The organism is Burkholderia theae (genome assembly GCF_048565265.1).
GTDB lineage: Bacteria > Pseudomonadota > Gammaproteobacteria > Burkholderiales > Burkholderiaceae > Burkholderia > Burkholderia theae.
The window spans coordinates 305,374-325,230 of the sequence record NZ_CP183463.1; the positions used below are offsets into that span (position 1 = coordinate 305,374).

The 19,857-nt window shown below is 65.4% G+C and carries 16 protein-coding genes; 6 read left to right on the forward strand and 10 right to left on the reverse strand.

Features of this window, described 5'->3' with window-relative positions:
* Positions 1 to 77: 77 nt before the first annotated feature.
* The 5 genes from ACN22W_RS34180 (at position 78) to ACN22W_RS34200 (ending at position 7,455) form a co-directional block, all read left to right on the forward strand.
* Entirely contained in the window at positions 78 to 1,781 is a 1,704-nt protein-coding gene (locus tag ACN22W_RS34180) for a hypothetical protein (RefSeq protein WP_419690475.1), read from the forward strand.
* A gap of 34 nt (positions 1,782 to 1,815) precedes the next feature.
* Positions 1,816 to 3,024 (forward strand): aminotransferase class I/II-fold pyridoxal phosphate-dependent enzyme, encoded by a 1,209-nt coding sequence (locus tag ACN22W_RS34185; RefSeq protein WP_419690476.1) that lies wholly within the window; start codon positions 1,816 to 1,818, stop codon positions 3,022 to 3,024.
* Between the two features lie 12 nt (positions 3,025 to 3,036).
* Positions 3,037 to 4,395: an NtaA/DmoA family FMN-dependent monooxygenase gene (locus ACN22W_RS34190; protein ID WP_419690477.1), complete on the forward strand. Its 1,359-nt coding sequence runs from the start codon at positions 3,037 to 3,039 to the stop codon at positions 4,393 to 4,395.
* 149 nt (positions 4,396 to 4,544) lie between these two features.
* A complete protein-coding gene (locus ACN22W_RS34195; protein ID WP_419690478.1) occupies positions 4,545 to 5,747 on the forward strand; it encodes an AAA family ATPase in 1,203 nt (400 codons plus the stop codon).
* A 4-nt stretch (positions 5,748 to 5,751) separates the two neighbouring features.
* Positions 5,752 to 7,455, forward strand: coding sequence for a cobaltochelatase CobT-related protein (locus ACN22W_RS34200; protein WP_419690479.1), 1,704 nt, complete (start codon positions 5,752 to 5,754; stop codon positions 7,453 to 7,455).
* A 161-nt stretch (positions 7,456 to 7,616) separates the two neighbouring features.
* On the opposite strand, the gene ACN22W_RS34205 is transcribed toward ACN22W_RS34200, so the two are convergent.
* The 10 genes from ACN22W_RS34205 to ACN22W_RS34250 form a co-directional block, all read right to left on the reverse strand.
* Positions 7,617 to 8,078 (reverse strand): chromate resistance protein ChrB domain-containing protein, encoded by a 462-nt coding sequence (locus tag ACN22W_RS34205; RefSeq protein ID WP_419690480.1) that lies wholly within the window; start codon positions 8,076 to 8,078, stop codon positions 7,617 to 7,619.
* A gap of 14 nt (positions 8,079 to 8,092) precedes the next feature.
* Positions 8,093 to 9,265, reverse strand: coding sequence for a chromate transporter (locus tag ACN22W_RS34210; protein WP_419690481.1), 1,173 nt, complete (start codon positions 9,263 to 9,265; stop codon positions 8,093 to 8,095).
* A gap of 20 nt (positions 9,266 to 9,285) precedes the next feature.
* Entirely contained in the window at positions 9,286 to 10,248 is a 963-nt protein-coding gene (locus ACN22W_RS34215) for a chromate resistance protein ChrB domain-containing protein (RefSeq protein WP_419690766.1), read from the reverse strand.
* A 355-nt stretch (positions 10,249 to 10,603) separates the two neighbouring features.
* A complete protein-coding gene (locus tag ACN22W_RS34220) occupies positions 10,604 to 12,373 on the reverse strand; it encodes a histidine kinase (RefSeq protein WP_419690482.1) in 1,770 nt (589 codons plus the stop codon).
* Positions 12,374 to 12,455: 82 nt separating this feature from the next.
* Positions 12,456 to 13,877 carry an HD domain-containing phosphohydrolase gene (locus ACN22W_RS34225; protein WP_419690483.1) on the reverse strand — a complete coding sequence of 474 codons (1,422 nt, stop codon included), beginning with the start codon at positions 13,875 to 13,877 and terminating at the stop codon, positions 12,456 to 12,458.
* A 94-nt stretch (positions 13,878 to 13,971) separates the two neighbouring features.
* Entirely contained in the window at positions 13,972 to 14,409 is a 438-nt protein-coding gene (locus ACN22W_RS34230) for a tetratricopeptide repeat protein (protein ID WP_419690484.1), read from the reverse strand.
* Between the two features lie 375 nt (positions 14,410 to 14,784).
* Entirely contained in the window at positions 14,785 to 15,420 is a 636-nt protein-coding gene (locus tag ACN22W_RS34235; protein ID WP_419690485.1) for a hypothetical protein, read from the reverse strand.
* 100 nt (positions 15,421 to 15,520) lie between these two features.
* Positions 15,521 to 16,096 (reverse strand): chloramphenicol phosphotransferase CPT family protein, encoded by a 576-nt coding sequence (locus ACN22W_RS34240; RefSeq protein ID WP_419690486.1) that lies wholly within the window; start codon positions 16,094 to 16,096, stop codon positions 15,521 to 15,523.
* Between the two features lie 99 nt (positions 16,097 to 16,195).
* Positions 16,196 to 17,641: a DEAD/DEAH box helicase gene (locus ACN22W_RS34245; RefSeq protein ID WP_419690487.1), complete on the reverse strand. Its 1,446-nt coding sequence runs from the start codon at positions 17,639 to 17,641 to the stop codon at positions 16,196 to 16,198.
* Positions 17,642 to 17,827: 186 nt separating this feature from the next.
* On the reverse strand, positions 17,828 to 18,799 hold the full coding sequence (locus ACN22W_RS34250) for a LysR family transcriptional regulator (protein ID WP_419690488.1): 972 nt from the start codon (positions 18,797 to 18,799) through the stop codon (positions 17,828 to 17,830).
* A 197-nt stretch (positions 18,800 to 18,996) separates the two neighbouring features.
* Between ACN22W_RS34250 and ACN22W_RS34255 the strand changes: the two genes are divergently transcribed.
* Positions 18,997 to 19,848, forward strand: a complete 852-nt coding sequence (locus tag ACN22W_RS34255; protein ID WP_419690767.1) for an aldo/keto reductase — start codon at positions 18,997 to 18,999, stop codon at positions 19,846 to 19,848.
* The last annotated feature ends 9 nt before the right edge of the window (positions 19,849 to 19,857 follow it).

Here is a 19,857-nt window from a genome sequence, read left to right on the forward strand (position 1 = left end):
GTCACAACCCACCTTCGACACGACCGGCGCCGGCGCGCGCCGATCGATTTCCCGACCCGTCCCCGCCTTCCTTCACCATGACGACGCTTGTTTCTGCCGTGTATCCGCGCACGCTGCGCACGTTGACCGACCGCTTCACGGCCGGCACCGCGACCCGCATCGAGGCCTGGCTGTTCGAAGACGAAGCGGCGCGCCGCGATGCCGAACGCACGCTCGCCGCGCGCGGCATCGACGCGGTGTTGCGCAGCGCGTACAAGCCGCTGCTGCATTTCTTTATCGAGGAATTCGCGCCGCCGCGCTCCGGCCGGATCGTGGTCCGCACGCCCGCCGGCGCACACCAGCGGTTCCGGCTCGAAGCGTATCCGCTCGCGGGCTGGCTCGCGCCGCTCGAATTCGCGTTCGAACCCGGCGACGATCCCGCGCACTATGTCGTGGATACCGACGGGGCTACGCATCGCATCTTCGCGCCCAATGACGCGACCGCGTCGCCGAGCGGCTGGCTGCGCGCGTGGCACGGCGACACGCTGATCGAGGACGCGCCGCTCGTCACCGAATTCGAGGCCGCCGCGGCCGCGACGCTGGACGCGCTGCGCGCGCATCCATGGCCGGACAACGCGCCGTTCTTCGACATCCTGCGGATCGCGATCGCCACGGCGGGTATCGAACGTACGCTGCCGTATGGCGAGGAACTCGTCAGCACGCTCGAAGCCTGGACCGAGGACGCCTATTACGGCGCGGCCGAATTCTTCCACGCGCATGCGGGCCGCGACGCGTCCGACCGCACGCTGCAGTCCGGCCAGATCGTGCCCGAGATCGTTCGCACGCAAGGCGATACGACGCTGCGCATCACGCTTGAGACGCATGTCCGCGCGGAGACGGCGGAAACCGAAACCGCCTCGGGCGACACGTTCGCGTCGCCAGCCGCACTCGCGGTGGTCGACCGACCGCTGTCGCCACCCGACGTCGCCCGCGCGCTCGACGCGCTGCCCGGCGAGCGGTTCGCCGTCACTTCACACCAGGGCCGCGGCGTAAACGGCATATACGTGCGCGGCGCGTTGCCCGGGCTCGTCGTCACCGCCGGCCAGCATGCGAATGAACCGTCGGGCGTCGTCGGCGCGCTGCGGGCCGCCCACGCGCTCAACACACGCGCGGACGCGCACTATGCGCTCGTGCCGCTCGAGAATCCGGACGGCGCCGCGCTGCATCATCACCTGCGCGCCACGCATCCGACGCACCTGTCCCATGCGGCGCGTTTCACCGCGCTCGGCGATGACCTCGAAGCCCGCACGCAACCGCCGTTCGGCGAGAAAGCCGCCCGCCTCGACGCGATCGAACGCACCGGCGCGCGGCTGCACCTGAGCCTGCACGGCTACCCCGCGCACGAATGGACGCGGCCGCGCAGCGGCTACGTTCCGCGCGGCAGTGAACTCTGGTCGATTCCGAAGGGCTTCTTCCTGATCCTGCGGCACCACGCGGGCCACGACGGGCGACCGTTCCTCGACGCGCTGACCCACGCGCTGTCGCAATCGGACGAACTCGTGGCATTCAACGAACGGCAACTCCATGCATGGCACGCACACGCGGGCGACCTGCCGTTCCCCCGCATCAACGGCATTCCGTGTCATGTGCTCGAGGATCACCGCTCGACCGTTCCGTTCACACTCATCACCGAGTTTCCCGACGAAACCATCGAGGGCGACGCGTTCCGGCTGGCCCATACGACGCAAATGCGCGCGGTCGAGCTGGCCGCCGGCCTGTACTGGGCCGGCCTGCTCGGCTGAGCGGCGCGCCCCTTCATCACACCGGAGACCCGGCATGGAACAGCGGAATCGCCACACCAATCTGCAGAAGGTCGTCGCGCGCTCGCACGGCGAATGGGACGATGCGCAGCGCATCGGCCTCGCCGGCATCAACGCGACCGTGTCCGGCCGCAACCGGTTGCACGACGCGCACGGCCGGCAGTTCGCGCATTTCTGCACGACGTCGTATCTGGGTCTCGACTACGACGAGCGCATCCTCGAAGGCGCGATGAACGCGTTGCGCGCGACGCGCACGCTGCGGATCGCCAATTCGCGCAACCGCTGCAAGCTCGCGATCCTCGACCGCTACGAGCAGGCACTCGGCGCGCACTTCGGCGCGGCGGCCAGCGTCGCGCTGTCGTGCAGCGCCGCGAGCACCGGCATGCTGCCGCTGATGGCGGCCGGCCTGCTGAGCGACGGCGTGCGGCCGGTGATGGCCTTCGACCGCTTCGCGCATTACTCGATGAACCACGCGAAACCCGCGTGCGCCGACGAAACCGACGTGCTGACCATCGCGCACAACGACCTCGATCATCTGGAGTCGCTGTGCCGTCAGCACCGGCAGGTCGCCTATATCGCCGATTCGTTCTACAGCATGGGCGGCGTGTCGCCGGTCGCCGACGTGATCGCGTTACAGCAGAAGTACGGGATGCTGGTGTACTACGACGATTCCCATGCACTGAGCGCGATCGGCCCACTCGGCCGCGGGCTGGTGCATGCGGTGCTGGGGGAATTGCCCGAACGCGTGTTCGTCGTCGCGTCGCTGGCCAAGGCATTCGGTGCGAGCGGCGGCGTGCTCCTGTATCGCGACGCCGGCACGCGCAACCTGATCGATCGTTACGGCGGCCCCGCCAACTGGTCGCAGAGCCTGAATGCGGCTGCGATCGGCGCCGGCCTCGCGTCGCTCGACATCCATCAGTCACCGGAGCTGCCCGCGTTGCAGGCGCGGCTGCAACACAACCTGCGCCGCTTCGACGCCGCGCTCGCGACCGCGCAGCACGGCAGCGCGTCGCCGATCCGGCTGCTCCGCTGCGGCGATGCCGAATTCGCGAACCGGATGGCCGCCACGCTGCTCGAGCGCGGTTTTCTCACGTCGCCGGTGTTCTTTCCCGTGGTGCCGCAGGACAGCCCGGCCGTCCGCGTCACGCTCCGCGCGGACATGACCGACGACGAGCTCGACGCCTTCTGCGCGAGCGTCGACGCACTCGCGCCGATCTGCGCGTAATGGACGGCACGGATGCGCAAGCCGATCCGCTTCAACGCGTTCCTGCTGAACAGCCCGACCCACCTCGCGCCCGGGATGTGGACGCATCGCGACGACCGTTCGCGCGACTATCTCGACATGGCGCACTGGCTCGCGCTCGGCCGCCTGCTGGAAGCCGCCCGCTTCGACGCGATTTTCTTCGCCGACGTGCTCGGCCCCCACGCGGCGCACGGCGACGGCCTCGCGCGATCGATCGAATCGGCCGCGCAACTGCCCGTCAACGATCCGCTCCCGGTGATCGCCGGCCTCTCCACCGTTACCGAGAACCTGTGCTTCGGCTTCACGTCGTCGGTATTCGCCGAGCATCCGTACGTGTTCGCGCGCCGCATCTCGACGCTGGACCATCTGACGCGCGGCCGCGTGGCCTGGAACATCGTCACGTCCTACCTGCCCGGCGCGCTCGACAGCCTCGGCCGCCCCGAGCTGGCCGATCACGACCTGCGCTACGACTACGCCGACGAATACCTGTCGGTCTGCTACCAGTTATGGGAAGGCAGCTGGCGCGACGACGCGGTGCTGCGCGACGCGGCTGCCGGTCGTTATGCCGATGCCGCCCGCGTGCGCGCCGTCGCGCATGCGGGCCGGCATTTCAACGTGTCCGGCATTCACCTGAGCGAACCGTCGCCGCAACGCACGCCGCTGCTGTTCCAGGCCGGTGCGTCGCCGCGCGGCATCCGCTTTTGCGCGCAGCACGCCGAATGCGCGTTCGTGGTGGCCCATTCACCGGAACGGCTCGCGCAGCTCGTCGACGCGATCCGCGACCGCACCGAACAGGCGGGCCGGCCGCGCGATGCGGTCCGCATCTATGCGCAGGCGGCGATCGTCGTCGCCGAAACCGACGCGCTCGCCGCCGCGACGCTCGCCGATTACCGCCGGCACGTCGATCGCGACGCCGTGCGGGCGCTGCTGTCCGGCTGGCTCGGCATCGACTTCGCGGCACTCGATGGCGCGGCGCCGTTGACGACGTTCGACAACCGCGCGATCCAGTCGCTCGCGACCCAGTTCGCGCAGGCCGACGGGTCCGGCTGGACCGTCGATCGCGTGATCGACTGGGCCGGTCTCGGCGGTCTCGGCCCGGTGCTGTCCGGCAGCCCGCGCACGGTCGCCGATGCGCTCGAACACTGGTTCGATGCGACCGGCATCGACGGGCTCAACGTCCCGTACCTGACGCTGCCGGATTCCTACCGGCAGATCGCCAGCCTGCTCGTTCCCGAACTGACGCGCCGCCAGCGCTACCCGGCCGCCTATGCGCCGGGGTCGTTCCGGGAAAAGTTGTTCGGTACCGCCGCGCGGGTGCCGGACAATCATGCTGCAGCGCGTTACCGGTGGTGATCGCCTGATCCGGTGGGCTGGCCGCCCGTTCTGCGCTGAAGCGTGGCGAGCCGATACCGGCGCGAATGTCCTCTTGCGCGGCAAAAATATACAATCGACGCGATGCCTCGACGGCATGCCGCGTCGGCCGCCCACTCTCGCTTGCCACCATGAACGCACCCGCTGACAACCACCCTTCCGCCCCATCGGTACTCGGCGTCTATCGGCAACTCGCGGATCCGTCCGCCGGGCAATGGATCGTCAGCCGCTCCGAACGCGCGCACATGTACCGCATCCAGCATCACCGGCCCGACGGCAGCACGTCGGTCGATACGGTCGTCGATGCGGACAACCTCGACGCGAAACTGCACAAGTGGCTTCAGGAAGGTTTCGTCCGGCGCGAAGCCGGCGAGCGCGCGGCCCCCGCCCATCGCGGCGGGTTCATGCAGGACCTGCGCCGCGCGCAGGTGGCGCGGCCGTCGGCCGCCGGCGATACGACGCACACCGCGCACGTGGGCGGTGTGCCGATGCCGCGCGGCCCGAGCGGGCCGCTCGTGCCTCCGCCGAACCCGGCCTACCTGTTCACCGCGCGTGCGACCAACGTGCTGGAAGACATCGTCGAGAACCGGCGCATCCTGCTGATCGGGCACACCGGAACCGGCAAGACGAGCCTCATCGAGCAGGCCGCCGCGCAGGCCGGCCACGGCGTGCTGCGCTCGAACATGAACGGGCAGACGACGGTCGGCGACTTCGTCGGCTTCTGGACCGTCAAGGGCGGCGAGACGATCTGGGTCGACGGCGTGCTGCCGACCGCGATGCGCGAAGGGCTGTGGCTCATCGTCGACGAGATCGACTTCGCGGAACCGGCGATCCTCGCGGTGCTGACCGCCGTGCTCGAACCGGCCGGGCGCCTGCTGCTGAAGGAAAAAGGCAACGAGATCGTCGTGCCGCATCCGTCGTTCCGGCTGTTCGCGACCGCCAATGCGGTGGGCGCGATGGGGCAGTTCCGCCACCTGTACCAGGGCGCGAACGTGATGAACGAGGCGTTCCTCGACCGCTGGCGCGTGTACCACCTCGATTATCTGCCGCCGCCCGACGAGGCGCGCGTGCTGCAGCGGACCTTCGGCGCGGCCATGTCCGACGCGATGGCCGACACGCTCGCGGCGATCGCGGCCGACTGCCGCGCCGCGTTCGTCCGCGAGGATCTGACCAGCGCGTTCTCGACGCGGCGCCTGCTCGACTGGGCCGAGCTGATGCTGCGCACCGGCGACCCCGAAGCGGCCGCCGGCCCGACCATCTATGCGAAGGTCAGCGCGGAAGATGCCGACCTGATTCGCAGCATCATCCGCCACTACATCGACGTCGAGGCCTAGCGCGATGGACCGGGACGACGATGCGCGCGCGCTCCACCTGACACGGCTGGCCCGCACGCTCACGCAACGGCACGGCATCGAAGTGCGGTTCGCGAGCCACGGGCCGGTCGTGCAGCGCGACGTGCTGGTGCTGCCCGATACGCTGCTCGCCGGCGATGTCGACGACGACGCGATCACCGGTTTCGTCGACCTCCATGCGGCACGCACACGCTTCGGCGCAATCGCCGACGTGGCCGCGCTGGCGTCCCCCAGTGTGCGGGCCATCGCGCAGGCGATCGATGATCGTCGCGTGGCCACTCGCCTCGTCGCGATCTATCCCGGCGCGAACACGTTCCTGCGCCGGATGCGCGCGGCGTCGGCCACCGAAACGCTCGGCCGATGGCCCGGGATAGCGTGGCGAGACAAACTGCTGTGGCGCATCGAACGCGCGCTGTGGGATGAACAGCCGTCCGCCATCGAGCGCGTGCCGTCGCTCGACGCGACGATGGCCGCATCCGATGATCTCGTCGACGACGCGCGCGCCGCGACATCGACGGCCGACAGCATCCGCGCGGCGTACCGAATTGTCGAACGCGTACGCGCGCTCGCGTCGGCCGGCGCCAACAACATGATGTTCACGGCCGATCCGGGCAGCACGATCGACAGCGCGAGCATCGCCGCCGAGTTCGAATCGGACGGACAAAGCGCATCGGACGACGCGCGCGCGCCGGTCAGCGCCGAATCCGGCGCCGGTGCGATCGCCGATACCGAGTCGTCGACCGAAGCGCCCACGCCGGGCGATGCGGCGCCCGGCTCGATCCGCCTGTCCGCCGACAACCGGCCGCTGTTCTCCGTCCCGCTGACCACCGCGTTCGATACGATCACCGACTTCACGGGAAAAGGCGAACCGGCTCGCTGGCATCGCCTCCGCGGCGCGGCGCGCGCGCAGACGGAGCCGCTCAAGATACGGCTCGAACGCGCATTGAAAGTGGACGAGCAAACGCGCTGGAAGCGCGAACAGGAGCGCGGCCAGCTCGACCGGACCTCGCTCGTGCGTCTGGCGACCACGCCCGGCTATCGCACGCCGTTTCGCGTCAAACGCGCGGCGCCGGGGCGCGACGCGGCGGTCAGCCTGCTGATCGACTGCAGCGGCTCGATGGCCGGCAAGAAGATCGAACTCGCGACCCTCTGCGCGGCCGCGCTATGCGACGCGCTGATGCAGCTCGGTTTCGCGTGCGAAGTGCTCGGCTACAGCTCCGTCGAGGATGCCGCGATGCGCGCGCATTACCGGCGCTGGATCGACGACGGTAAAGAAACCTTCGGCTATAACCGCTTCGTCGAACGGCTCGACTTGCGCGTCTACAAGCGCTTCGATTCCGACAACCCGAGCGGCCTGGCCTGCATCGAATGCGGCCACGAGAATCCCGACGGCGAGGCGTTGAGCTGGGCCGCCGAGCGGCTGCTGTCGAAGCGCGCGCGCCGGCGCATCCTGATGGTGCTGTCGGACGGTTTTCCGGCAACCGGCGACGGCAACCCGGCGATCCTGCGCACCGACCTGCGCGCACGCGTCGATGCGCTGCGCGAGCAACGCGTCGAGCTGATCGGCGTCGGGATTCTCGACGATTCGGTCGAAGCGTTCTATCCGGTCAGCAGCGTGGTCGAACACTTGCAGGAGCTGCCGGGCGCGGCGTTCAGCGTGCTGAGCGATACGCTGCTGGATCGGCGGTAGTGGCGGGCGTGCAGGCCCTGATGTTGCGGTCGAATTTGCGCGTCGCATGACACGACCGCAATTGAAAAATCACGTTTGAACTTGCGCCGAAATCCACGCGCTCGCGTCCAGCGATCCGTTGACGTCGTCCGCAAACGCCCGGCGAAGAACCGCACGGCCGGTCAATCCGGCATCCTTGGCGGCCACGTGTGGCTTTCTGCCTGACAATGCCTGCACCACGCGTAGAGCGCGTCGTACATCACCAGGCCGTGTTCCAGCATGTCGTGATCGTCGGAAAACACATGCGACAAACCCAGTGAAATCGCGTAAAGCCCGCTCGACTGCGGCGTCAAGTCGAGCCGCGACGTATCCGCGCCCCGAACGATGCGGGCCATTTGCCGCAAGGCCAGATCGTCGCCCAGACCGTATTTGTCGAGAAACGCGTCGAAGCTGCATTTGTCGTCGACATGCGTCAACGCCACACCCGGAATGTCGTACGGGATCGCACCGGTCTCGCCGGCGATGCGCAGGACGTCACCCGGTGGTACGTAGAGGAAGTCAGGTGCCTCGTCGATAAAACGGACGATCAGCCAGGGACAGGCAATCCTGTCGATCTTGGGACGTTCGCGCGTAATCCATTGCATGACAGCCTCCACGGTCAGTGATGCAACAGCGGATACACCACCAGGCCAATCACGGCGGCCCCCGCCACGATCGCCGGCTCCGACAGTTTCTTGAACTTGACCAACAATACAATCGTCGCGAGCGCCATCAACGCCGTCGGCACATCGACGATCGAACGCCTGGCCAGAACAATCACCGACCCCGTAATGGCGCCCACGGCTGCCGCCGTGACGCCGTCGACAAACGCCAGAATCGCCGGCAGCTTGCCGTACTTCTTGAAATACGGGGCCGGCAGCACCGTGAACAGATAGCACGGCAGGAACGTGCCGGCGGCCGCCACGCACGCACCGGGCAGGCCCGCCACCAAATAGCCGATGAAGCCCACCGTGATGACGACCGGCCCCGGCGTGATCATCGCAACCGCAACGGCGTCGACGAACTGCTTCTCGTTGAGCCACTGGTGCTCCGTGACCACGCCGCCATAGAGGAACGGCACGATCGCGAGCCCCGAGCCGAACACGAAGGCGCCTGCCTTGGCAAAGAAGACGGCAAGTTGTGCAAGCTGCGGCCAATCGACGGTACCCAGCAATGCGCCCGTGGCGGAGACGGGCACGGCGACAATCGCATTGACACGCCGTTGGCGTACCCACTTGGGTGGCGAGCGCCTGAACCAGACGAGCAGGCCCGCCGCAAGAAACAGCCACGCCACTTCGGATTCGGTCACGACCGTCACGGCAACCAGACCCAGATAGATCGCCCATAGCAGCTTGTCTCTGCCGATGCTCTTTGCAGTCAGCTTGCGCGCGCTGATCGCGATAATGCCGATCACCGCCGCGCCGACGCCGTAGAACACCGACTGCATCCAGGTCAGGCCGCCGAATCGGGTGTACGCGTAGCCGAGCAGCACGACCATCAGAAACGACGGCAGCACGAAAGCGATTCCGACCAGCGTGGCACCGACGATACGGTAATGCACGTAGCCGAGATAAATCGCCAATTGCGCCGCCAGCGGACCGGGAGCGAGCTGCGCGAGCGCGAGACCTTCCTTGTAGTCCGCGTCGGCGATCCATTTGCGGTTATCCACGAGGTCTCGATGCATATAGCCGGCGAGCGCAACCGGCCCGCCGAACCCCGTGGTGCCGAGCCGCGCGAAGTACCCGATCAGTTGCCACAGCGTATAGGCAGGACGGTCGCGATGTGTATTCATGGCGCGTGCGAGCAGCAGGGTTATGGCTTTCGGTTAGCGCGAAAATGGGCATACAACGAGTCGAGGACGGCACCGATCTCCGTCAGCAAAGCGTCGTCGCCGCCAAGACGCTTTCGCGCACCGGCCAGGATGGCCTCGAACCCGCCGGCTTCGGGCACGGGCGCACCGCCCACGTCCAGCGCATGCACCATTGCGCCCAACCGCACGAGTGCTTCGTTGTCTTCCAGCCCAAAGCTGGCGATCAGTACCTCGAATGAAACGCGATCACCCACGTGCGTGAACGGGGCGCCATCGAAATCGAAGCCAAGGGCGTCAACCGGACATTCAGCGAGATTTTCCAGCCACACAAAGCGCGCATGCGGATCGATGAAGCGCTGAATCAGCCACGCGCTGGCGACCCGGTCCACCCAAAGGTGACGACGCGTCGCCCACAGCCGCCCTTGATACTGGGCGGGGTCGCGGCGCGAAATACCGCCTTGAGCGGCATGGGGCTCGCCGGGGGATCGCAACGCTTCGAGGGCGGCGGTGAAATCCCGCCATTGCGCACTCGCGCGTAGCGAGGTTTCGCCGGGAAAAAAATCCATCCTCCGGATCGCTTCGTACGTGCGAGCGTGGCGACGTTGAAGGCGATTGAGATCGGCTGCCGCGAGATCGGACAGGGTCTTGCGGTCTTCCGAAAGATCGGCCAACCAGTCGGCGTAATCGCCGGTGCGATCGAACAGTGCCTGGTACGCATCCTCGTCGGCAGCATCTTCCGCACGGACATGCAACAACCAGGCCTGCCCCTCGCCGTTACGCGCCTCGTCAGCCAGATCGCGCAACTGCGCTGCCTGCTCGGCATGGGCCGGCAACAGGTATGCGCCGTCCCTCAGGGCGCCGCAGCCCAGCGCCTTGACGGCACGCCATATACGCATGCGCGTGGTCGCACCGGCCGTCGGCAAACTGACGATCAGCAGGAGCCAGGAACGAGAGATCGTATTCATGACGGCAGCATAGGCTGCCGTCATAGATGCTGCAATACTGTAGAGATTGCTACATGATTCAATGTCTACCGCAACCATTCCCGGGTCGCCCCCGTCGACTGATGGCCGGCAACCATGCGTCCAGCATGCTCCCTCGCACACGACCAAAATGGAAAGCCTCGCCGAAGCGGGCTTTTTTTGGAACGTGAACCGGAATCGAACCGGCCTGAACTGCTGTGCAGGCGGGCATCGCTTCCGGCCTGTCAATCGTCTACGGAAATGTCGGCGTCACAAGCGATTGCCGCGACATCGCCCCGAACGCCACGGTGACGCGTAAAACCCGCCAGGCCTGAGGCGTGCATCCGCTGTCACCTCCTCACACCCGTTGCTCCAGCGCCGCCGCGTTCGCGTTGTCGCTGGCCCGCCGGACCGGCAGCCGAATGCAGAATGTCGTGCCGCGCCCGGGCTCGCTCGTCACGTCGATCGTTCCGCGATGGCGCTCGATGATGCCGTGCGAGACCGACAAGCCGAGCCCGGTTCCCTGCCCGACCGGCTTCGTCGTGAAGAACGGATCGAAGATCCGCCGGACGACATCGAGCGTCATGCCCGTCCCGGTGTCGCTGATCGCGATCGACACCTGCTCGCCGTCGCTCGACGTGCGGATCGTGATCACGCCGCGCTCGGGAATCGCCTGCGCCGCGTTGACCAGCAGGTTCATGAATACCTGGTTCAACTGCGACGGCAGACATTCGACCTGCGGCAGGTCTCCATAATCGCGCACGATGTCGGCCTTGTACTTGAGTTCGTTATGCACGACATTGAGCGTGCTCTCGATCCCTGCATGGAGATCGACCACGCTCCATTCATCGCTGACCGGGCGCGAGAAATCGCGCAGGTCCTGCACGATGCGCCGCACCCGTACCGCGCCATCGATCGATTCGTCGATCAGCGTCACGATCTCGTCGCGGACGTAGTCCAGATCCGCGGCGCGGCCCATCGCCGTCAGCGCGTCGCGGGCGGCGGGGTCGAGCTGCGGCAGCGCCGCTTCATGCGCCGCGACCACGTCGAGCAGACTGCGCACCCAGGTCTTCAACGTATTGAGGTTCGCGCTGACGAAGCCGATCGGATTGTTGATCTCGTGCGCGACACCCGCCGCGAGCTGACCGATCGACGCGAGTTTTTCCGACTGCAGCAACTGCACGTGAGATTCCTCCAGCGCATGCAGAAGACGCCGCTGTTCATCCTTCTCCTGTTCGAGCCGTGCCTGCGCGGCCTTGCGTTCGTCGATCTCCGTCGCCATGTTCTCGCGCGTACGCTGCAGCATCTCCGTCGACTGCTCGTAGCGGCGCAACGCGCGTTCGAGTTCCGCGGTGCGCAGTTGCACGAGCCTCTCCAGCGTGTCGGCCATTCCGCGTAAAAAGGTTGTGCGCGCATCGAAGCGGCTGAGCAGCAGCGTGACGATCAGCGTCGCCATCGTAAACAGCGCGACGGTCGTCGCGAGCCACGGCGCGTCGATCCCGTTCGCGGCGCCGCATCGCGCATCCGGCGCGAAATGCGCGGCCGCCATCCCCGTATAGTGCATGCCGGTAATCGCGATGCCCATGATGACGGCCGCGCCGACCCGTTGCGCGGTCGCATGGCGCGCCTGCTGCACACGTAGCGCCTGTGCAATCCATAGCGCGGCAGTCGACGCGATCACCGCGACGCCGATCGATGCGGCAAACAGTGCGGGATCGTAGCGAATGTCGGGCTGCATGTGCATCGCGGCCATCCCCGTGTAGTGCATGCCGGCAATCCCGCCGCCCATCAGCGCCCCGCCCGCGAGCAGCCGCCGCCAGCCCAGCCGCGCACGCGTGACGACGGTCAGCGCGAAATACGACACGAGCACCGCGATCGCGAGCGATGCGCCCGTGTCGAGCAGCGCATAACCGAGCGGAATCGGCAGCGAAAACGCGAGCATGCCGACGAAATGCATCGACCAGATCCCGGTGCCCATCGCGGCCGCGCCGCCGCCCAGCCATGCATGCTTGAGCCTCGGGTTGTCGAGCAGCGAAATGAACGCGGCCAGGTCGAGCGTCGTATAGGACGCCAGCGTCGCGATGGCGAGCGACAGCAGGACGAGCAGGAGGTTGTAGGTGCCGTGCATGATCGAGCGCCCGAATCGATGTGAATGCGTGGCCGCGGCACGTAGTCGAGCGCGCCGCGGCCAGCCCGCCGCGCGTCCTGGGTCAGCCGGGCGGCGCGCTCGCGTTGTGCGTTTGCTTCGAGGCGGCCGAGCCGGCCGAGCCGGCCAGAACGAGGATATCGAACGGCGCCCCTTCCCGCGTCTCGAAGCGGCGTACGAGCTCGATCTGGTGCGCCGACATCACGCTGCCCTTCGTCATCAGCAGCACGCCGCGATGCGTGCGCAGGTCGTCCGCCAGTTGCATCCCTTCGCGCAGCTGCGCGGACTTGATCTCCGCGACGGACGCCGCGATGCCGAGACTCGCCGGATCCCGCATCAGCTCGATGCAACGCTCGACGATCTGCGGGTCGTAACGCACGCCGGCCTGCGACTGCAACGCGTCGAGCGCCTGCTCGAGCGAATGCGGCGCCCCGATTTCGCCATTGCGCAGCCCTTCGAAATCGCGTGCGATCGCAACGATGCGCGAGCCGAGCGGGATGGCATCGCCGGCCAGCCCGTCCGGCGTGCCGCGCCCGTTGAAGCGCTCGTACTGGTGCAGCACGATCGAGGCGACCTTGTGCAATTGCGCGACGGGCGTCAGCACCATCTGCGCGCGCAGCGGATGCTCCTGGAACAGGCGGTGTTCGTCCGTCGTCATCCGCGTGGTCGGCTTGTGCAGCAATTCGTCGGGCAACGACAGCTTGCCGATGCCGTGCAGCAGCCCCGCGTAATAGACGTCCTGCGCGTGCAGACTGCTCATCCCCGACGACAACGCGAGCCGGCGCGCGATCTCGCCGACCCGCATCGCGTGGCCGCTGGCGGTCCCGCACCGCATTTCGATCATGCTCGCGCACACCTGGACCATCGCCGTGAAGCTGCTTTTCAGGTCGCGTTGCGCGGCTTCGAGGAACATCACGGTCTGGCCGAGTTCCTCGGTGCGCGCGCGCACCTGCGTTTCTAGTTCCGTGTTGAAACGGCGCAGCGCTTCGTTCTGGGCCTCCGTCAGCGCGGCCAGCCGGGCGGCTTCGCGGCGCAAGCGCCGCTGCTCCAGCGCCTGTTCGATGGTCATCAGCAGGTCGTGGTCGTCCCACGGCTTGTTCAGATAGCGATACACGCCGCCTTCGTTGACGGCCTGCACGACCGACGCGATCTCCGCGTAGCCGGTCAACAGGATACGCATCGTGTCCGGGTACATGGCCCGCGCGCGGGCCAGAAATTCGGCACCGCTCATGTGCGGCATCCGCATGTCGGACACGATCAGGTCGACTTCGGTCGACGCCAGTATGTCCAGCGCGGCTTCGCCGCTGTCGGCTGTCAGGATGTCGTAACCTGCGGGCCGGAACGCGCGCTTTAGCGCCGACAGCATGCTCGGCTCGTCGTCGACCAGCAGGATCGACGGTGCGCTGCATGCGTCGTCGGATGCCGCTGCCGCCTCGGCCGTTTCAGGCGATGTCGCGTTCGGTCCGTTTGTTTCGGATGTCGTCATAATTGGCCTCGGATCAATTATTTACATCTTCTCTCTCTGCAACATCGGCGGCTGCGGCGGTTTCCGCATTGGGGGAAACGCTAATGCATTCGGGTCAGGGCGTCTTGATTCCTTCCGCCCGCGTGGCGAGGAATCGCAGGTACTTGCCGCGCTCGTCCTCGAACAGTTCCGGGCCGCCGCCCATGTAGGCGCGCATCAGTTCGTCAGCCGCGCGATCGAGATTGCCGAGTTCGAGTTGGCACTGCCCGAGCCGCAGGTGCAGAAACGGATTGCCGATCGCGTCGGGGAAATGCATCGCGTGGCCAAGATTGTCGCGGCCGGCCGCGTAGTCGCCTCGATGGAAATTCGCGTCGCCGATCGCGGCCAGCAACCAGGTTCCCGCCTCCCAATCGGTCTGGGGCTCGGGGAGCAAGTCGAATGCTTCCCAGTATTTCGCGAGCGCGCCTTCGTAGTTTTCGTCTTCCGCCAATGCATCGCCGGCTTCGCTCAGCGCTACGATTCGCTCGTGAAGCAGGTTGTCCAGTTCTGCCATGTGCGGCCTCCTTTCCGGGAGATGAATGCGGCGTGGTGTGGCGAATGGTTGCGATGCGATCAGGCTGTTACCCGCTCTATCGAAGCCGCATGCGATTGGTTCGCCGCGCCGATTTTGACGCAGCATACCCGAGCGCAGTGAGGCATGCGCGTCGACTTCAAGTGAGACGGCCGCTCGAGCGCCGAACGATCGTCATGTCCTGTGACGGGTGGCACGTGAATGTGAATGAAGAACGTCATTGGTGACGGATTTCGGGGGCGGTCGTGACCGACCCAGAACGGCCGGTCGAGGGCGCGGGATTCGGCGCCTGTTACCAGCCCCTCAGATTGTTCGAGCTGGCTCCGCGTATTTTCGTAATGCGGCCCCCCCTTAACGTCATGCCTCGTTTAGGGCAAGCGCTCGCTCGTAAAATGTTTTGCCTCCGGAAGTGAAGTCCCCAGAATCTTTCTTGGCGATTCGCTCTATCGCGACATCAGCAGCCGAACTCTTTTCTCCTTTCAGCATGTGTACAAGCAGATGCTCCTTCCAGACAGTTACCGCCGCACCTGGGTGCTTCTGCATGAAGATTTCGTACTCTCTATCGAGGAAACGAATGTAAGAGTTCAGGGAGTCAACCTCCAGCGCTACCTCTTCCGCCCTGGACGCTGCTAGTCGGGTGGCAATCTCAAGTTGCCGCTCCAGCCCCCCCGGTTCCCACACAAGATCATGGACTGCGAAGTGTTGAATTTCCCAACCGGTAAGCACGAAGGCTCCGTTCGCGTGAAGACTGAAGGGTGCGTTCTCGTTGCTTGACATGCCGAGGACGCGCCAGAGTAGACGATCAAGTTCAAGCCACTTGAAGCGCAGCCACGATTGAAATGAGCCCTCCTTCGCCCTCGCGGACAAGGTCATCGAGAAGAAGAGAGGGCCGTTCGTCCAGTAAGGTGTGGCGCCGACCGACTTCCAGCGCCTAGACTTAGCTTCTGCCTTTACCAGCAGTCGAAGTTCCCGGTCGATTTCGGATTGCTTCATTGAAGGGGCCTCGGTGTCTTGCATCAGTTCTTGATCGATTTCGCCGCCAAATGCCGGCATCTAACAACGGCCGCTCCTGACCAACACCTGTCCATTCAAGTTACTGGAAAAACTGCTGACGCATCTTCGTGAATGCAGTCGGTGCAGGTTGCATTTTTAACCACTCCAGAACCAGCTGACCACATTCAACGCCGCTCGAAGACGACGTGTCAACAACGTAGTCGTAGTGTCGGTCAGCATGAATCGAGTGAAATTGAGACTCGGCCAGTCCGATCTTACGATCACAGCGGATCTGTTCGCGCTCCATCAGGACTTCGAGCGCACAAAAAACGCCAATAATGAATACCGGTAACCCGATCAGATCTTCAAGCATGTAGCGCCACGCATCGGGCGAGAGAACATGATCGACGATCACAGGCTGGCCGTGCCGGGAAAAAGTAGCGGCCGTGGCGTTAATCGCTCGGCACAGGGCCGCCACGCGAACCTGCGCCAACTGCGGCTCGACGTCCCAATAGTTAGCCGGCTCCATACTTCGGAATACATCAAGCTCGACGTGTAAATGATGCTCGTCCAGGTTCTCGCACAGATACTTGGACAGCGTACTTTTGCCCGCGCTGCTCGGACCATTGAGTACGACGATGCTCCCCGGGGGCCGCAGCGTTTCTGTGATCGCCATTAAGGAACCCGTTGAAAACCTGCGAGTGCAGGAGACTGCTCGATTGTCGACGCAAACCGCCAGCCCGTTCCAGGGCTGGCGTTTCTCATCCCCCGCGAATCAGGGCTGACGTTTTCCGCGACCACCGGCGGGTTTTCCAGCCGGCTTGCGTGCACCCGCCGCTGTCTTGCCGGCGGGTTTGCTGCGCGGCTTCTGCGCACTGAACGGGTTCCCGCTGGACAAACTCGTGCCCTTGCCTGCGGCGACAGCACGCTGCGCCCCGGGCTTGCGTTTGCTTTCGCCCCCTTGCGGGCGCGGCTTCTTGCCGGTTGCCTGCTTCGCGCCCGGCACAGCCTGCGGCACTTTCGGCTTCTTGGGCTTTTTCGGTTTCTTGATGATCTCGCCCGTTGCACTGGTTTCCGGCACGCGGTGATCGGCCTCAAAACCCGGCTCTTCTTCACGGGGCAGCGATTGCCGGATCAGCGCTTCGATCGCGGCCAGTTGCGGCGCTTCATCGGCACACACGAGGGACACCGCCACGCCGCTCGCACCCGCGCGGCCGGTACGGCCAATACGGTGCACGTAGTCCTGCGCCACGATCGGCAGATCGACGTTGATCACCAGCGGCAGATCGTCGATATCCAGCCCGCGCGCAGCCACGTCGGTGGCGACCAGCATCTGTACTTCGCGTGTCTTGAAGCGCTCCAGCGCACGCAGGCGCGCGGGTTGCGGCTTGTCGCCGTGGATGGTGTCGACCGCATAACCCGCTTCATCCAGCATGGCCGCCAGGTAATCCACGCCTTTGCGGGTCTTGACGAACACCAGCGCGTGCTCCCATTTGTTCTCGGCCACCAGATGCATGAAAAGGTCGGGCTTGTTCCTTTTGTCCACCGGCACCACCCACTGCTTGATCTTGCTCGCCGTGACATTGGGCGGGCTGACGCTGATATTGACCGGGTTGCTCAGAATGCCCGCCGCCATCGCGCGGATATCGTCGGTAAACGTCGCGGAGAACAGCAGCGTCTGGCGCCGAGCGGGCAACGCGGCAAAGACGGCGTCGAGCTCGCGCGCAAAGCCCAGATCCAGCATGCGGTCGGCTTCATCCAGCACCAGCGTCTGGACCTGATCGAACTGCACCGCGTTCTGGCGATTCAGATCCAGCAACCGGCCCGGCGTGGCAACGAGCACGTCCACGCCTTTGCGCAACTTCATCATCTGCGGATTGATACTCACACCGCCGTACGCGACCAGAAATCGCAAGTCGAGGCCTTTGCCGTAAGTGACAAAGCTTTGCAGCACTTGTTCGGCCAGTTCACGCGTGGGCACCAGCACCAGCACACGCGCGCGGTTGCTGGACACCGCCGGGCCGTGCTGCACCAGCCGTTGCAACAGCGGAAGCGCGAAACCCGCCGTTTTGCCGGTGCCGGTCTGTGCCGCGGCCATGACGTCCTTGCCACCGAGCACGGCAGGAATCGCCTTGGCCTGCACCGGCGTAGGTGTCTGGTAATTGAGGTCCTGCACATTACGCAGCAAGGGGTCGATCAGGCCGAGCGAGGCAAAAGACATGGACGTATTCCGGGCTAAAACCGCAATTCTAGCGGTTACCGCGCCGATTGCAGCGCGTACATCGATGGATTGGCGGCCATGGGCGCGTTGGACGCCCGGGCGTTTCGTGGCCCGCTTTCGCGGCCGCTGTCGATCTCTGGCCGGTAATCGCCCGGAAAGAAAATCACACGTGATGAACCGGCCAACTTACCGCGCGCGGACAGATCGCTTCGACCGCACCTTGAACCGCTCGATCTCTTTATCCGTCAGCATGAAATCGTGGCAGTCATGCAGGCGCTCGAACGCGAGATCCAGAAACGCTCGCACGCGCTTCGGCAGAGCAGTTCGGCTTCCGTAGTAAAGGTGAAGACCGATGTGCGTGCTCATATGCTGCACGAGAACCGGCACCAGTCGTCCCGCCCGGATATGCGGCACGGCCGAGAACCCCGCGAGCTGCCCCATCACTTGCCCGGCGAGCACCGCGTGCACTTCAAGCTCCGAGTCGTTCGTCGCGAACGCAGGAGACATCTGCCGATGTTCGAGCTTGCCGTCGACGTTCAGGTACCAAGGTGCCACCTTGCCCGTGGCAGGATGCCGGAACACGCCACACCGGTGCGCCGCGAGGTCGTCCAGTGTCGATGGCGTGCCGTGTGCTTCGAGATAGTCAGGCGCGGCGCACACGATCATCTGGATCGGGAAGAGCTGCCGACCGATTACGCCTTCGCTGGCCGATGCGCCGATCCTGAAGCCGACATCGACACGATCCAGCACCCAGTTGCCGATTCCGTCATCGAGCTGGACGTCCGGTTGAATACCGGGGTGCGCGCGACAGAACGCGTCGAGCAGCGGCATCAGGACCGCGGCGAACGACGATTTCGGCCCGACGATACGCAAAGGCCCCGCGATCTCGTCCTTCGATTCCCGCGCCAGAACAAGCGCCCTGTCCAGCGCCTCCAGTGCGGGCTGCGTGTTCTCCAGAAACCGCTGCCCTTCCTCGGTCAGCGCGAGGCTGCGCGTGGTTCGATGCAATAGCCGGACGCCGAGGCGCTGCTCCAGCTGCGCGATGGTCTGACTCGCCGCCTGAGGCGTGACGCCTTGGGCAAGCGCAGCCTTCCGGATGCTGCCGAGTTCCACCGCTTTGGCGAAGGTCGCGATGGCCTTGAAGTCGTTGCTGGGCATGGTCGATGCGTGCGTTGAAGCGCGCATGGTCGAGCGCGGATCGCACCAGTATCAATCTGAGCTTGATACTGGCGCAACCAGAATTCGACTATTCGCTTGAAACCGCGCCTTCTAAAGTAGCGCCTCAGGGCCATGAAATCCGGTTCGCCCCGAGCCGGCCTCGTACCGCCATCGACTTTCCGCACCAAGGACCGACCATGCAGGATGTGACACTGAACAACGGGATGACGATGCCGATCCTCGGCTACGGCGTCTTTCAGATTGCCGACGAGGCGGAATGCGAACGCTGTGTCGTCGACGCGGTACAGGCGGGCTATCGCCTGATCGACACTGCCGCGTCCTACAAGAACGAGGAGCCTGTCGGGCGCGGCCTCAAACGTTGCGGGGTGCCGCGCGACCAGCTATTCGTCACGAGCAAGCTGTGGGTCGAGGATGCCGGTTATGAACGGGCTCGGGTGGCCATCGACAAGTCGCTGAAGCGTCTGGGCCTCGACTACCTCGATCTGTTCCTGATCCATCAGCCGTTCTCCGACGTTCACGGCGCGTGGAGAGCGATGGAGGAAGCACATCGTGCCGGCAAGCTGCGCGCGATCGGTCTGAGCAACTTCCACCCGGATCGTCTGATGGATATCGCGTGTTTCAACGAGGTAACGCCGGCGGTCAACCAGATCGAAGTCAACCCGTTCCACCAGCAGGACGAAAGCGTCGATTTCATGCGCGGGCTTGGCATTCAGCCCGAGGCGTGGGCGCCCTTCGCCGAAGGGCGTAACAACCTGTTCGAGAACGCGCAGCTCGCGGCGATTGCGCAGCGCCACGGCAAGACCGTGGGACAAGTCGTGTTGCGATGGGTGGTTCAGCGCGGCATCGTCGCGCTGGCGAAGTCCGTGCGCAAGGAGCGGATGGCGGAAAACCTGGCCGTCTTCGACTTCGAACTGTCCGACGAAGACATGCAGGCCATCGCAACGCTGGAGACAGGCACGAGCAGTTTCTTCTCCCATCGCGATCCGGCGATCGTGAAGTGGATGAGCGAACGAAAACTCGGCCTCTGACGCGCATGC

Coding starts and splice junctions, on each gene's coding strand:
- ACN22W_RS34230 (WP_419690484.1), bottom strand. CDS start 14,409: ATGGCAGAACTGGACAACCTGCTTCACGAGCGAATCGTAGCGCTGAGC.
- ACN22W_RS34235 (WP_419690485.1), bottom strand. CDS start 15,420: ATGAAGCAATCCGAAATCGACCGGGAACTTCGACTGCTGGTAAAGGCA.
- ACN22W_RS34205 (WP_419690480.1), bottom strand. CDS start 8,078: ATGCAATGGATTACGCGCGAACGTCCCAAGATCGACAGGATTGCCTGT.
- ACN22W_RS34245 (WP_419690487.1), bottom strand. CDS start 17,641: ATGTCTTTTGCCTCGCTCGGCCTGATCGACCCCTTGCTGCGTAATGTG.
- ACN22W_RS34220 (WP_419690482.1), bottom strand. CDS start 12,373: ATGCACGGCACCTACAACCTCCTGCTCGTCCTGCTGTCGCTCGCCATC.
- ACN22W_RS34210 (WP_419690481.1), bottom strand. CDS start 9,265: ATGAATACACATCGCGACCGTCCTGCCTATACGCTGTGGCAACTGATC.
- ACN22W_RS34200 (WP_419690479.1), top strand. CDS start 5,752: ATGGACCGGGACGACGATGCGCGCGCGCTCCACCTGACACGGCTGGCC.
- ACN22W_RS34250 (WP_419690488.1), bottom strand. CDS start 18,799: ATGCCCAGCAACGACTTCAAGGCCATCGCGACCTTCGCCAAAGCGGTG.
- ACN22W_RS34180 (WP_419690475.1), top strand. CDS start 78: ATGACGACGCTTGTTTCTGCCGTGTATCCGCGCACGCTGCGCACGTTG.
- ACN22W_RS34240 (WP_419690486.1), bottom strand. CDS start 16,096: ATGGCGATCACAGAAACGCTGCGGCCCCCGGGGAGCATCGTCGTACTC.
- ACN22W_RS34195 (WP_419690478.1), top strand. CDS start 4,545: ATGAACGCACCCGCTGACAACCACCCTTCCGCCCCATCGGTACTCGGC.
- ACN22W_RS34225 (WP_419690483.1), bottom strand. CDS start 13,877: ATGACGACATCCGAAACAAACGGACCGAACGCGACATCGCCTGAAACG.
- ACN22W_RS34215 (WP_419690766.1), bottom strand. CDS start 10,248: ATGAATACGATCTCTCGTTCCTGGCTCCTGCTGATCGTCAGTTTGCCG.
- ACN22W_RS34185 (WP_419690476.1), top strand. CDS start 1,816: ATGGAACAGCGGAATCGCCACACCAATCTGCAGAAGGTCGTCGCGCGC.
- ACN22W_RS34190 (WP_419690477.1), top strand. CDS start 3,037: ATGCGCAAGCCGATCCGCTTCAACGCGTTCCTGCTGAACAGCCCGACC.
- ACN22W_RS34255 (WP_419690767.1), top strand. CDS start 18,997: ATGCAGGATGTGACACTGAACAACGGGATGACGATGCCGATCCTCGGC.